Origin of the sequence: Dapis brunnea BLCC-M229, assembly GCF_050015995.1 — a bacterium.
Lineage (GTDB): Bacteria > Cyanobacteriota > Cyanobacteriia > Cyanobacteriales > Microcoleaceae > Trichodesmium.
In genome coordinates this window covers 25065-39804 of sequence record NZ_JBNHEP010000153.1, presented here as the reverse complement: position 1 = coordinate 39804, position 14740 = coordinate 25065, and the positions used below count along the sequence as shown (strand labels likewise).

General features: G+C 33.3%; 7 protein-coding genes. 1 reads left to right on the top strand and 6 read right to left on the bottom strand.

Going from position 1 to position 14740, the window contains the following annotated elements; genetic code table 11:
* Positions 1-588: 588 nt before the first annotated feature.
* Both ACP6PM_RS18280 and ACP6PM_RS18275 read right to left on the bottom strand, forming a co-directional pair.
* A complete protein-coding gene (locus ACP6PM_RS18280) occupies positions 589-2550 on the bottom strand; it encodes an ATP-binding protein (RefSeq protein WP_426587082.1) in 1962 nt (653 codons plus the stop codon).
* 592 nt (positions 2551-3142) lie between these two features.
* Positions 3143-4759, bottom strand: a complete 1617-nt coding sequence (locus ACP6PM_RS18275) for a hypothetical protein (RefSeq protein ID WP_426587079.1) — start codon at positions 4757-4759, stop codon at positions 3143-3145.
* Positions 4760-5345: 586 nt separating this feature from the next.
* Here ACP6PM_RS18275 and ACP6PM_RS18270 point away from each other — a divergent pair.
* Positions 5346-5972: a chorismate lyase gene (locus ACP6PM_RS18270; protein WP_426587077.1), complete on the top strand. Its 627-nt coding sequence runs from the start codon at positions 5346-5348 to the stop codon at positions 5970-5972.
* Positions 5973-6769: 797 nt separating this feature from the next.
* Here the strand turns inward: ACP6PM_RS18270 and purF are convergent.
* The 4 genes from purF to lnt form a co-directional block, all read right to left on the bottom strand.
* Positions 6770-8251 (bottom strand): amidophosphoribosyltransferase, encoded by a 1482-nt coding sequence (gene purF / locus ACP6PM_RS18265; protein ID WP_426587075.1) that lies wholly within the window; start codon positions 8249-8251, stop codon positions 6770-6772.
* A gap of 201 nt (positions 8252-8452) precedes the next feature.
* Positions 8453-8989, bottom strand: coding sequence for an extracellular solute-binding protein (locus ACP6PM_RS18260; RefSeq protein WP_426587073.1), 537 nt, complete (start codon positions 8987-8989; stop codon positions 8453-8455).
* Positions 8990-10148: 1159 nt separating this feature from the next.
* Positions 10149-11531 (bottom strand): ABC transporter substrate-binding protein, encoded by a 1383-nt coding sequence (locus tag ACP6PM_RS18255; protein WP_426587071.1) that lies wholly within the window; start codon positions 11529-11531, stop codon positions 10149-10151.
* A gap of 955 nt (positions 11532-12486) precedes the next feature.
* A complete protein-coding gene (lnt, locus tag ACP6PM_RS18250; RefSeq protein WP_426587069.1) occupies positions 12487-14076 on the bottom strand; it encodes an apolipoprotein N-acyltransferase in 1590 nt (529 codons plus the stop codon).
* Positions 14077-14740: the final 664 nt, after the last annotated feature.

Sequence of the window (14740 nt, the reverse complement as noted above, 5' to 3'; positions counted from 1 at the left end):
TGCCTGAAGCCAGAGGCTTGAGACCTTATTTTTTGGTAAAATAATTACAAAATATATTGACCTTATTTTCTGGTCAAAATAGTAATTTACTAAATCATATTTTGATAAATGATTACTATTTATTCAGTACCTCTGCCTGAAGCCAGAGGCTTGAGACCTTATTTTTTGGTAAAATAATTACAAAATATTTGGTGGAAAAACTATAGCGTTATAGTTTATTTAATGTTCAACAAGGCAAAATACTCGGAGGTGTTTTGTTGAGGTTGACTTATTTACCTACATATTTTTAATAGCCGAATTATAACACAATCTTCCCAGCTAAAAATTGCATAGAAATTATATTAATCCCTACGACTCCAGAAGAGTAACCTTAAGCAGGTCTACTCTCTAGCAAATACTAACAACTCCCCTACACAAAAAAACTATAGCTGTACAGATTATCAAATATTTATTTTGGTGGAGTAATCCATGTACAATCAAAAGTCTTATCTAGTAATTTCTTTAAACTAATTACTTTAATGTTTCGAGGATGAGGGTCTTCACCCGTTTGCCTTTGAATATCAACAATTTCATAAGATTGTCAAATATTTATTTTGGTGGAGTAATCCATGTACAATCAAAAGTTTTATCTAGTAATTTCTTTAAGCTAATTACTTTAATGTTTCGAGGATGAGGGTCTTCACCCGTTTGCCTTTGAATATCAACAATTTCATAACCAATATCATTTAATTTTTCTGTTAAAGATACATATCCAAAATAGTCATAAGCATCCTTAATTTGTTCCCCCTCTTCTGGGATATCCATATCCCAACAAACTATAAAATTAGTCTCAATAAAAGGATGGTTATATTCATCAGTTGGGGAAGGGGAAAAAGTGTATTTATATTCTAGTCCTTGATGAACTGTATCTTTTAAACTATTTTCTTCTAAGGGAACTGCTATGCTATCAAGACCAACACCACAAAAAGTTCTTGGGCGTACCCATAATTCTGCATAAGGTAAATCAACAGTAACCAAATGAGAAAACATTGTATATAAAGCTCCAACCCAATGTTCTTCTCCTCTTTCTGGTCGTACAATCCATTTATCTTTTAATTGTTCTATGTTGTTAACTTTAAATCTTGTTCTATTTTTAATATCTTTTTTAAGTTTGTCTAATCTTTCAGTATACGCCTCTAATTTTGCTTCTTGATTTTCCTTGTTTAATCTTTCAATCAATTCACGAAAAACAGGAACTTGTCTTTTTGCTTCATCTAAAAACTTTTTAATATGTTTCAGGAATGAATCGTTTTTTAAAATTCGCCGAGAGTCATCAGTTAAAGAATTTCTATTGGTTACCATGTCAAAACTACCATTGATGATCAAAATATAATTATATTGAACTTTAGTATCTGCAAATATAGAATATTCTTTTAATGATTCATGCTCAAAAATTTTATTGTAAGAACAAATTTTGACACCTTCAGATGAAATAAAAGTTCCCCTTTGAGAGGATAATTTAATTCCAGACCTGCTATCGCCTTGTCTGCCTAATTCTTGATATTGATTACGGGTTCTTGTCTTTCCATCTATTGCTAAAACTATACAATAAATTGTTTCCTCATATGAAAAAGTAGAACAATAACGAGCTGAAAAATTACCATGATCAAGACTTGATACTTGAGCAGGACTTTTAATCTTTTTTGCTTCAGTTGCATCTGGTTGTGGTAAATAAGGATATCCTGGTTTAATATTTTCTAATGTATATTTATCCTTTTTAGTTTTAGACCATAGAAACAGTTTGCATCGATCATTGTATCCAATAGTTTCTCTAAATGAAACTTCTCTCCTTTTGGGAAAACCTGTATCATCAGGTCTAAGTATTCTCATATCGCCATGTCTTGTATTAAAGCGAATATAATGTTTTAAATATGACCATTGTTTTCTTCCATAGTCATCTGAGGAATAAAAATCTGAAAAATCTTGAACGTCTAATCCCTCAATAATAATCATTGTTCCTTGATGATTAAAATGATTAGTGAAAAAATATTGATTTAATTGGTTAAGTATATTTTTTGTTTTAGTTTGTGGTCTGGGGAAAAGTTCAGTTAAAACATCCCAAGGTTGCTCATCAAAGTGGGAAGAAATATCAAACTCCTCATTAATATTTTTTTGGGGGTTATCTATTGATATGTATCGCCACGAAGTTTCACCTGAACATCTAGTAATAATAGTAATTTTTTTAGATGCAAAACAAAGTTTAGAACCTTGACATTTATAACCAATAGAGTCTCCTGGAACTTTTGTAGTTCTTCCAATTGAGAAAAACGCACGATAAGGAGTAATACCATTAGTTTCTTTTGTTTCACTTAAACCAGTACCATCATCAAAAAATATAAATCCTTTTTCTTGTAAAAGTGGGTATATTTGAATTTGAGAAGCTTTAGCATCATAAGAATTAGAAATTAATTCCCGAATAACTTCACATGGATCTTCACGATTAACAGAAAGTTCAGATAGTATATGGTTATAAGAAATAACAGGATGTAGTGGCTTTCTCGGTTCTGACATATTAATTCAATTAGTTCAGTATTCTCAGAATATAATAGTCGAAGTATAAATAAAATAGAAGCGAAACATTACGGTTATAGGGTGTAAGTTGAATCATCATATTTATCAAACTAAACTGTCGGGGTTTGGTTACTAAACCCCATATTATAAAAAAATAATTCTGAATTATTGATAGTATTATCCAATGTCGGGTTTGGGGAGTTATAAAAACCCGCGCGTTAAACGCCGAGGAGACATAAACTCCCCAAGATTAAAATAGATAACTCGATGTTATCTATTTGAAGATTTTATGCCATAGTTTAAAGTATAAAGATAAATATGTTAGGTCGAGCCAAATGATAATTTATGAATTTAAAGCTAAAGCTAAACCAGAGCAATACAAAGCAATAGATGAAGCTATTCATACTTCTCAGTTCATCCAAAATTTTATGATAATTGCCAGAAAAGGATTAAAGGTAAAAAAAGTCTTCCTAAGTTCAAAAAACATACTCGTTCTGTAGAGTACAAAACTTCTCAATGGAAACTTTCAGCAGACGTCGAAAGCAATTACTTTTTCAGATTGGATAATTTAATCAATAAAATATTATGGATTTTAACTATACAACTTAGTTTCCAACTCTTGCAAAATTTGCTTTCTATTTTGATTCCCCTTAAACCTCTTAAAAATATCAAGTTCCTGCTCTAACTTTCTTTCTCCTCCATCACCAATAACCCAACTAACTTGATTAATAGCATTCATAATTCCACTATAAGCAACCTCTCCAGAAAAATTACCTTCCTCAGTAATTCCTAATTTAATTTTCTCCTGTGTACTCATTTCTAAAGTCGAGGCGATCGCTACTAAACCGACTGCTCCCATTAAAGCTTCTCCACCTTTCAATACTTTGACTCCTGCTAATACCCCAACACCACCACTAACTACAGCATCATCTACTCCCTCAATTAACATACCTTTTTGAATAGCAATATTACCAAACCTATTTGTAATTTTTTCGGAATTTTCCGCCTGTTTGACAAACTTTTCTGCTTTCTTCAATTTGTGAAAAACTGTGTGAAAATCATTTTGATTTACTTTCAAATCTGATTCAAAATATCTATCTCTTAAAAGCTGATATACAATTTTACAAATCCTGGGAATTTTATCTTGAAAAATTACAGTGTCTAAATTTTGTATAATCCCATTATCTACTGTTGCACCTTCCCTAAGTTGTTGATAAACAGATAAATATTTACGATGCTTACTATTATCTATTTCTGGGCTACTATAAATCAAATTTACGATTAACATATCTATTCTTAGCGCCATTGAAGTTGCACTTGCTAATAAATATTTATCTTTTAGCTCTCGGGCAATAGTTGAATTTAAAATAATACTATCTAACTGTCTAAATTTATCGAAATTAGGTAGAGGTTCTCCAGATTTAATATATAGATAAATTCCTTTCAAATTATGCTTTTCAACTTCCATTAAATTGCCAGAATCTAAAACTTGTTCCAAACCTTTATTAATGCCAACCCACCGAGAATTTTCACTGGCAATTATGTAGCGTAAACCAATCAGTGAATCTATATTTGATGATTTTACAATAAAATCTAATAAATTGAGTGCTGGTAAATCATAAGTATATAAACCAGAATTAATTCTGTTATAAGCTTCTAAACATCTAGTTTTACTTCTTTCATAAATTGATGCACGAATTACTAAACTATTTATCCGGCGGTCTAGGTTTAATTCGGGATTATAAAAAGTATGTAAAACTAGGAAAGTATCATTACCTTGTAAACCACATTTTTGTAGTCGTAAAGTCGAGCCTTCGATACTATTGGGGCGAATTCTCACATTATAGCTTTTACCTGATTTAATAGTAACTTTCTGAGTACCTCCTTGATTAGCAGTCTGATAACCAACAAAGATATGATATATTTCTTCTTGTTCTAAATTATTTTCTGTTTCTTGCCATACTTCTGAATTAGTTTGCTGTTTTTTTAAAGTAGATTTTTGGGCAGTTTCTCGGAAATATTTACTAACATCCGATGCTTTATTACTGATAACTTCTTCCATTTCTGACGCTTTCTTTTTAGCTACTTCTGAGGCTTGCTCGCTGATTGATTTACTTGCTTTAGATACTTCTTTGCCGAGATTTTCTCTGACTTCTGATGCTTTGTTAGTTATTGATTTCCACAAGGGTGATTCCTGTTTTTTATTCATTGTGTTTCTTGCCTAAGATTACCTTCTCTATTTATCTTGTATAACACTAAGTTAATTGGTTAGGACAATAAATTTAGGCTCAAAGGGAATAGGGAATAGAAAAAATGTCCTAATCTTAATGGGTAGCGCCACATCATACTTAATCTTTGAGAGAGTAATAGAATCTTTGAAGTAGGTAGCCAAAATTAATGCTAAATAACTACAGCAAGTAAATTTCCCTAAAACATTCTGAAAGTAAGTCGCCAACACATCGCTGATACTTCCCTTAACGGTCAGCTCTCCTACCTGACTTCTTCTGTTCAAAATTAACTTTATTTATCAAAATAATTGGGTCGCCCAACCCCACCTATATGACGAAATGTTTTTAGAGAGTTGCTCAGAATCCCCGTGACAAATACAACTTCTGACTTCTGACTTCTGTCTTCGTTAAGACCAGGTACTTAATAAATGCTAGAATTTAATTGCTTTGACAAATATTCTAAAATATGATATGTACTTTTCTTAAAATAGTGCTAGTAGAAAGAATAAAGAATTAATTAGGGACGCTATGATTAAAATAAGAAGTTAAGTTTTGTAAAGAAGAACATTGACTGCTATTTCACCCAAAAACCTGATAACACAGCCCAAAGGATGGTATTCCTTAACTCCCTTATGGCAAGGAGGAGAAGAAGTTGTTCGCCAAGGTTTACCCCACTGCCAACTTTCGCCCCCATGGCAAATATTACTTCTGGGAGATGGCTCCCCAACTCGTCACTTGCAGCTATTGACAACTGAACCAACAGAAGTTGATGTAATTGATATGTCCCCTATTGGGATGAATCTCGATAATGCTCCTAACTTGATTCATGCTGTACCTGGCCCCAGACTAAGACGACAGGTATGGCTAAAAACATCTTCCGGGCAAAGGTTAGCTTATGCTGCATCTTGGTGGGAAGCAAGTCATGTAGATGAGTATTTGCAAAATCGGTCTTTGCCAATTTGGGCTAGTTTGGCTCGTTTGCGGACAGAATTGTATCGAGATGTCCAAGGAATTTATTATGGTCATTCTAGAGAATTAGAGTTAGCTTTTAGTGAGTCAGGACCATTTTGGGGACGACATTATCTATTTTGGCATCATGGGCAACCGCTGACATTAATTTATGAGGTGTTTTCACCTTATCTCAAAAAATATTTGGGACAAACAAACGTTACGGATGGGTATTCTTCAAAGTAATAGTTGTTATAGTTCATAAAAATATAGTCAGATATGACATATCCTCCTGCATTGCAGGAGTTACTCTGACGCTCGTGAACTACAACACCACGCCAGTCGCCCAACGCACTGGCTTCTCTATCCCATAGTCAAAGACATTTGGGATTGCTTTTCTCATAATATTTCATAATACTTAGAGAACCGTTAACATCAGCATTGATTAATCCAATGGTTGGGGTATGATACAAACCTCTTTGTCTTGATGCAGTCGCTCATGGGGGAAACCCCCAAGACCGCGCTGCATCGCTTTATTCTTTTTCCTGAAAAGGTGACTTGATTTTTCTCACCTTTCTTGTAAACAGGAATTGGATCGTTATCTATAAAACTTGATGCGGAGGTATAAGATTCTTCTGTAATAATTACATTTATGCCTAGCCAATCAGACGGCTCCCCTATCACGTCTTCTGACTACTGATAAGCTAATACGCATTTAAAATGCGTATTAGCTTATGTCCGGTTAAATAGTTATAAATAATTAGGGATAGGAAATAGAGAAAACAAGGGAGACTGAGAGAAGAAGATGTTTCCAGGACAATTAGTTAAATAGACAGAGACGTGAAAAAAATATAGATTTTTCGCTGGAGAAGCCCCAGAAGGTACTCATGCAAGAAGCACTCTTGCAAGATATTTTTCGTACTTTTGTACAAAAAATGATTTAATGGGTAACTTTTACAACTCTATTGCTGTCAATTGCAGTTAAATAAAAAGCTTTTTTATTTTCACGCCCATGTCTATTAATTAACCAGACATGATATAATCTAAACTTGAACTGGATTCTCCAGCATTAATTTTGAACGCTTCAGTGTTTCTGGTAAAGGAATAGGATAGTCGCCAGTAAAACAAGCAGAACAAAACGTCTTGGGGTCTTCATCCGTTGATTTCAACATCCCTTCCCAACTCAAATATGCTAGAGAGTCAACACCTATTTGTGCAGCAATTTCTGCCACTGATTTTGTTGCTCCTATTAATTGTTTCTGGTTATCTGTGTCAATTCCATAAAAACAGGGATGAGTCACTGGTGGGGAAGAAATTCTCATGTGAACCTCAGTTGCACCAGCATCTCGTAAAGCTTTAACAATTTTCTTACTCGTATTACCCCGAACAATAGAATCATCAACCATAATTACTCGTTTCCCTTCCAACACATCTTTGAGAGCGTTAAGTTTCATCCGAATACCTGATTCCCTCATGTGCTGAGTCGGTTGAATAAAGGTACGACCAACATAACGATTTTTAATTAATCCTTCCGCATAAGGAATACCTGATTCTTGGGAAAAACCGATCGCTGCTGGAATGCCAGAGTCAGGAACACCTATGACCATATCTGCGTCTACAAGAGATTCTTTTGCTAACTGGCGTCCAATTTTGAGTCTGTAGCTATATAAACTACTTCCTTCCATAATACTATCGGGGCGGGCAAAATAAATCATTTCAAAAATACATAGCTTCCTCTGGGGTTTTTGATTCCAGTGGAAAGAAGCCATACCTTCTTCTGTAATCCAAACTAACTCTCCAGGTTCGACATCCCGCAAATATTCTGCACCAATAATATCTAAAGCACAAGTTTCCGAGGCCAAGACATACCTTTTCGGGTTAATATCTTCTAAAGTACCAATCACAAGAGGTCGTACACCATGAGGGTCGCGGACACCCATTAAACCTTCTGGAGTAGCAATAGTTAAACTGAAAGCACCCTGACATAAATGAAAAGCACTAATAGCAGCTTCTAGCCAGCTTTTACCAATTTTAACTTCTGTGGCGATCGCTAATGCAATCATTTCTGAATCTGTAGTGCTGTTAAAATTACAACTACGCTTGATTAGTTCTTCTCTTAATTCTGTCGTATTAACAAGATTACCATTATGAGCTAAAGCCAATGGCCCTAAGCGAGTATCAACAACAGTAGGTTGAGCATTGATAATACGACTAGAACCAGTAGTAGAATAACGAGTATGACCAATCCCTATATTACCAGGCAACTGTTGTAAGATTGACTCATTAAAGACCTGAGATACTAACCCCATTCCTTTGTGTATATATAGCTTATCACCTTGAAAAGTAGCTATTCCGGCTGATTCTTGACCTCGATGCTGTAGAGCATATAAGCCAAAATAAGTAAGTTTAGTTACATCTTCTTCTGGGGCATAAATCCCGAAAACACCACAAGCTTCTTCTGGTTTATCTATTTCGGGGTAATTTTCTGAATATTGCTCTGTATCTGGGGAGTAGTTATCAGTCATAGTTAAATTTTAACTCCTAATCAGGATTTTTAGTTTTTTATAACTCTTTTCAAGGTGAAAAATTATCTGCTCTAGAGATAGGTGAGGAAAACCTTAACCTTTCTTTAACTATAGTAACTGATGTTATGAAGTATTGTAAACTAAGATTTAAAATTGAGCTGACAAGGGCGATCGGCAATTTAAATTACCGAAAAATTGGGTTTAAAGCCTTGCCCTTAAGCGGGCGACTTTCAATGTTATGATGAGATTGGTTTTAACATCGGCCTTAGCATCAATAGACATGGGTAATCCTAAACCATAAGTATTATGTTGGCCTTGTTGACCTAAAACTTTTTGTGCCTTTTGCCGAAACTGCCAAAAATCATCCCATTTTTCCGGTATTTCCTCTCCGAAACCAGCCTGACGAATTAAATCAAGCCAGTAGTGAATATGGATACTCTGCTGCATTATTGGCACAGCATAATTAGAAGATTTAGACTCAACATTTTTGTACAAATAAACAGACTTTAGAGTAGTATCACTATATAATTTTTTTATAGGTTCAATTAGATCTGAAACATCTACTAATTTACCCTGCCATGCGCATTGAGGAATCAAAGTAAATTCTGCTCTTTCAGAGAAAAAAATATCAGGTGGTTTACCTGCCTCCAAAGCATAAATAGCTGCTTCTAAAATATCATCCTCACTAAAAAATAAAAGTTCAACTTTATTGCTATTTTTTTGTTGCCAGTCAGTCACAACTTTTTGTAGAGCTTCATCTTCTTATGGGTAGTATCCCCGATTCCAACAAATTGTTAAAACTGTTTCTAAGGGAGGTTCTTGTATAGAAGTTTGAGGCTGATTTACACTATAAATAACTAATATTAAACTGAGTATAAATAGGCAAATTCACTAAAATAATTTACGTCTCATAATTATGCTCTTGATCTAAGTTTATTTAGATAAGTTTCGTAGGCTAGACAAATTTTAAGCAATCAAAATTTTTGGTCGATTCAGTCATATTTATCTATGCTATAGCGTTTCTCAGGCTAATGAGGTACACCTATTTTTATTTCTTTTCTATTCCCTATTCCCTATTCCCTGTTCCCAGTTAAGTGTTCCCTGTTCCCTAAAACAAAGGAATTTTGTACCTCACCAGGATGGAAATTGCTATATTGGTCTGTATACTTATATCTAATTTGCTGCTCAAAAGGTACTTTACTCAAATCATCTCTAATGCTTCTGCTTTTTCATACCAAATTCATGCATAGATAGTTACAGTAAAATAAGTACAAAAATGTTAATATATTTGCTGCCTGCTATGAGATGACAAATGTAATTATGTCATCGATCTAAAAATAATTTTTTAAACTTAGTAAACTGTATTTAGTTAATTATGAGTCTGTTTTAGTATCATGCAAAATAAATGATATAAATCCATATCTCTTAACTCCTGAGTCCTAAAACCCCAATACTTTGTAGGAATATTTTTTGAAAGTGCTATAACTCTTACCTTTTGCCTTACCCTCGTAATCAAGCTCCTATTTAAAAATAAATAGTTTAATATTATATCATATTCAGATAATCAGAATAGAACCTTGACTATTTCTTATTTACCGAAAAATTAAGGTTTAAAGCCTCTCCTTTCAAGGAGAAAAAAATTTATTTCTTGGTATTATAAGTATTCAACCAAACATAATATTAATCAGTTGAAGTTTTAATAATGTGAGAATCTTGTTCACCCACAGAAGTAGGATACTCCTACTAACTCAGAATAGAACCTTGACTATTTCTTATTTACCGAAAAATTAAGGTATTAAGCCTCTCTTTTCAAGAATAAAAAAATTTATTTTTAATCAATCCTCTTCTTAAAAATAAGAAGTAATTATTAATTGTTAATTATTAATTATTGAATGGTTTACCATTGAGCAAATATTTCTTTTATTTTAGCAATTGCTTCATCAGTAGCATCTTCTGTTGATAATCCATCAACAATTACCCGTTCAATTGCCTTGCCCCAAACATTTTCTGATAATACTTGAGAGTAAGCAGGATTAACTACATAATTAAACGGTCGAGTTGCACCTTCTTCATATTGTTTAACTGCCACAGAAATATGAGGCTCAGTTTTGTCTTGCCAAAATTCATCCGATAATAATTGTGGCATTACTGGGAAATATCTTCCTCCTGAAAGTTTCAGATATTTGCCTATGTTTTCTGGGCGAATAAAAAAGGATAAGAAATTCTTAGCTTGCTCCAAATTAGAGGATGATTTAAAAGTAAGTATTTGTTTAACAGATACTAGGTATTTTGGTGGTTCTCCATCCGGTTCATAAGGAAATTCAATTGTTTTAATTTGATTCTGATAAATTTCTGGATCTTGTTTTTGCGAAGCAGGAATTGATAAGGTAGGATTAACTACCATTAACAAATTCTGATTCAGAAAATTAACGTTATTATCTACTGCTGACCATTGAACCGAATCTGGGGGTATATATCCATCTTTATAAAGATTAGTAATCCAATTTAAGACTGTAATTATTCCTTGGCGAACTTCGGGTTTATCTACTAGTAGTTTTCCATTTTCATCTAATAAATTAACATCATAGACTTCTAAAATTTGTTCAAATTCATAAAAGTTATCTTCAGAAGCAGCAGACATAGTTAAACCAATGCCATAAATTTCTGATTTATCTTTTTGACGAATTGTCTTTTGAGCATTTTGCCAAAATTGCCAAAACTTATCCCATTCATTAGGTATATCTGACTTTTTTAAATTAATTTTTTCGAGCAAATCTTGCCAATAATGAATATGTAGAGTTTGTTGCTGAATTGGCACTGCATAATAACTGCGTTTTTTAGTTACATTATTGTTTAGGTAAACAGATGTAAGAGCCGTTTGACTGTAAAGAGATTTAACAGGTTCAATCACATCGGAAACATCTGCTAATTTGCCTTCCCATGCCAGGCGAGGACTTACAGCAAATTCTAACCCGTAATTATAAACAATATCTGGAGGTTTTCCTGCTCTTACAGCCTTAATAAGAGTTATTTTTAAACTTTCATCATCGTTGAAGAAAAGAAGTTTAGCTGGATAACCACTTTTTTTCTCCCAGTTAGCAACTATTTGTTTAATAGCTTCATCTTCTTCAGGATAAAAACCTTTTGTCCACCAAATTGTTAATGGAGTTGTTTCTGGTAAAGGTGTTTTTTGAGGGTCTAATTGAGAAGGTTGCTTGGTGCAGGTTACTATGAGTAAGCTGACTAGAAAAAAGATAAATATAAAAAATTTTTTGTTCATTTTTTTTGGTGAGTTATGAGGTTTATTCCAGCAGTCGTCAACAAGGTATAGGGAACAAAATTAAGTAGTTGTAAGTAGGTTGGTTTAATTATTCGTAAAATAGCAATGGAGATTTAAAACGGTGATAACTTATTGATAACTTGCTTCTGGCTTCTTTTTCAAATTTTTTGTTTTATAGCACTACGCAAATAGGTTAGAACATTTCTAAATCCTGAAACCTTTTGATAGTAAACTGTTCCCAGTTAAGTGTTCCCTATTCCCGATTCAAGTAGCGCTATAACGTTTATTTATGCCTACCTACTTACAAAATACATTTCCGGTGTTGCTGAATAAATGTATGATTTCAAAGGAGTAAGTTCTCAGGAGTTACTAGGTAGACAGGTGTTTTTTCCTGACTAAATTAGGAAGAAATAGGTAAAATTTGCACTCTTGTTTTGGCTTAAAATTTACCAAAAGTTGAATTTCATACCTTACTTCAGCAACGCCAAATTTCCTAGTTAAGAAAGCTATATCTACAAGAGGTAAAATGCCAGAGGAGTTAAATGGGATATTTTTTTTCCTAAAAAAGAGAGTGGGGCAGTCGGGAAAACTCTCAAATTGAATTTTTCTGTATTGCTAAACCAATATCTCCCCTACTTACTATAAAAAGTTAATTTAGCAATATTTTTTTTAATTGGCATAAGACATAAAGTATTAAACCTAAAATTTTGTATCTCATCATTATCAGAATTGCTATGTAGTAATTTTCCAATCAATAAATCACACAATCAAAACGACTGTAATTTTGACTTTCGACAGAAACACAGCCTATTCCATGTCAGTTTGGTACAGTGATTATAGTAGATTGGCGAATTTTGAATGAAACCTTAATTCCATACTTCAAAAACTATTTAAAAAGCTATTACTACTGTACTTCATAAACCACTGAATGCCCTGTATATTATTTAATTTTTGACTATAAAATTATTTTTGTTAATACTCCTCCCATAAGTAATACTGGTGTTAACCAATCACCCCATTTTACATACAAAGTCTGAGTCTTTCGTCGATAAATTGTGGTTGTATAAGTTTCATAAGTATTAATTCCCGATCGCCAAATTGTTCTACCGTGGGGGTCTACAATTCCAGAATAACCTGTATTTGTTGCTCGTACTGTCCATCTATCATTTTCTATTGCCCGCATTACATCTTGAGCATGGTGTTGAGCTGGCATTGTAGAACTATAATGAGCATTATTAGCGGCAGTTAAAATAAATTCTCCTCCTGCCAATGTTTGTCTTTGGAATACTTCGGAAAAGGCTGAGTCATAACAAATTCCAACTATAGCTTTGCCAAAGGGTGTATCAAATATTTGGTTTGTTTTTCCTGGTACTAAATGAGCATCTAAAGGTGAGAGTCTATCTATTAGTTTTCCTAGCAGTTCATTAAAGGGAATATATTCTCCTAAAGGTACTAATTTGATTTTGTCATAACGACTGAAAATTTCTCCGGTCTTGTCAATAGTAAATAAACTATTTGTCAGATTATTCTCTTGTTTGCCATAGCCACCTACCCAAGCTACTACTCCTTTCTCTAAAATTGCTTGGTAAAAAGAAAGAAATCTACGATTATTTTGATTTGTCCACAAAAAAGGTAAAGCTGTTTCTGGAGTTAATACAGCATCAACATTTTCCTCTGCTAATTTTTTATATCCTTCAGTGTAACCTTCTAAAGCACGATACCAACCTGTGGAATTGAGCTTAATTTCATTGGGAATATTCCCTTGAATAATTCCGACTTTTAAAGCTGCTTCTGCTTCTGGATTTAAAGGAGTATTATATAGACTAAACCCTATGATGTGGAAAAATATTAAAGTTATTATTGGCAGAAGGAAGAAGTAAGAAGGAAGAAGCGAGAAGGGAAACTTAACCAATAAGTTTAGTTGCTCTGAATTATTTTGTTGTTGAAAATTTTCTGGATTTTGCTGTGATTTTGCTTTAATAAAAGCTTCCCCAAATAAAGCATTTACTGTAACAATAGCTGCTGTAATTGTAATCGGTCCGGATAATTGACCAAGGTGTAAAATTACTAAATTTTGGTTGCTCTGAGTAAAAGCTAGAGACGTCCACCAAAGATTTCCTAAACTCCAGATTTTCTCCAAACAACACCATAAAGTTATACCTAATAAAACTCTGGCAAATGAGGATATTTTATCCGAGAAAGATACAGGAGTTAAAATTCCAAATAAATACGCCCAAATAGCAACTAAAATTGCTCCCCAAACAGTAATAAAAATCCAACAAAATAGAGCGATCGCCAGACTAGCTAACCAAGGAATTCCTAACCAGGTCATCGGATGAATTCCAGTTATCCAAAACAAGGCTAAACCGTGATAACCTATTCCCCAAGTTAAACCTAATAAAAATTTATCCAAGGATTTTTTCTGTTGAATTACTAATATCCAGAGAGGAGCTAAAGCTACCCATCCAAGAAACCATGCACCTATTGGCGCTGTGGTCATTCCCATTAAAATGCCACTAATGAATGTTATAAATAAGTAGGTCATTTCAGTTATAAGTTATAAGTTATAAGTTATCAGTACCTCTTGCAATAGGGAGGCTTGAAATACTAACTTTTATTTTTATATCCCATTTATACTAATTACCATGCATTAATGCTATACTTAGGCGAAACTTCAGCTATTAAGTAATTTAATTAATACAGATATAATAATTTTTTTGCTAATTTTAGTCAATTTAATCTTAGTTATTATTATTTTTACTTCTCCGTAGGGACGTTGCATGGAACGTTCCTACCCATTCCCCTACTCTTCTACTCAAGAAAGTGTAGAAAAGTTTTTGATAAATGGTATTAAAAGGGAGGGTTTAAACCTAATTTTATGGTAAATATAAATAAAAATTAAAACGAATAATCCGAAAATTAATCCAGCATCCAGTGTTTAAAAACTTTTGAGCATTTTTATCCTTATTTGTAAGCATTCAGCCGTCAGCTATTAGCTTTCAGCTATTAATTTATTGTCTTTTAAAGAAGAAGTATAGCCCTACGCATTAAGGTTAGGACATTTATAAATCCTCAAATCCTTTGATAGTCTCCTGTTCCCAGTTAAGTGTTCCCTATTCCCTATTCCCTAGCGCGTATTCTATATAATTGAAAGATTGAGCAAAATTTAAAGTTACTATCAAAGCAGATTAGCTCATACTTTTCATTAG

Excerpts from the sequence above, each read along its gene's own strand:
- ACP6PM_RS18280 (WP_426587082.1), bottom strand. The coding sequence starts at position 2,550 with ATGTCAGAACCGAGAAAGCCACTACATCCTGTTATTTCTTATAACCAT.
- ACP6PM_RS18275 (WP_426587079.1), bottom strand. The coding sequence starts at position 4,759 with ATGAATAAAAAACAGGAATCACCCTTGTGGAAATCAATAACTAACAAA.
- purF (WP_426587075.1), bottom strand. The coding sequence starts at position 8,251 with ATGACTGATAACTACTCCCCAGATACAGAGCAATATTCAGAAAATTAC.
- ACP6PM_RS18255 (WP_426587071.1), bottom strand. The coding sequence starts at position 11,531 with ATGAACAAAAAATTTTTTATATTTATCTTTTTTCTAGTCAGCTTACTC.
- lnt (WP_426587069.1), bottom strand. The coding sequence starts at position 14,076 with ATGACCTACTTATTTATAACATTCATTAGTGGCATTTTAATGGGAATG.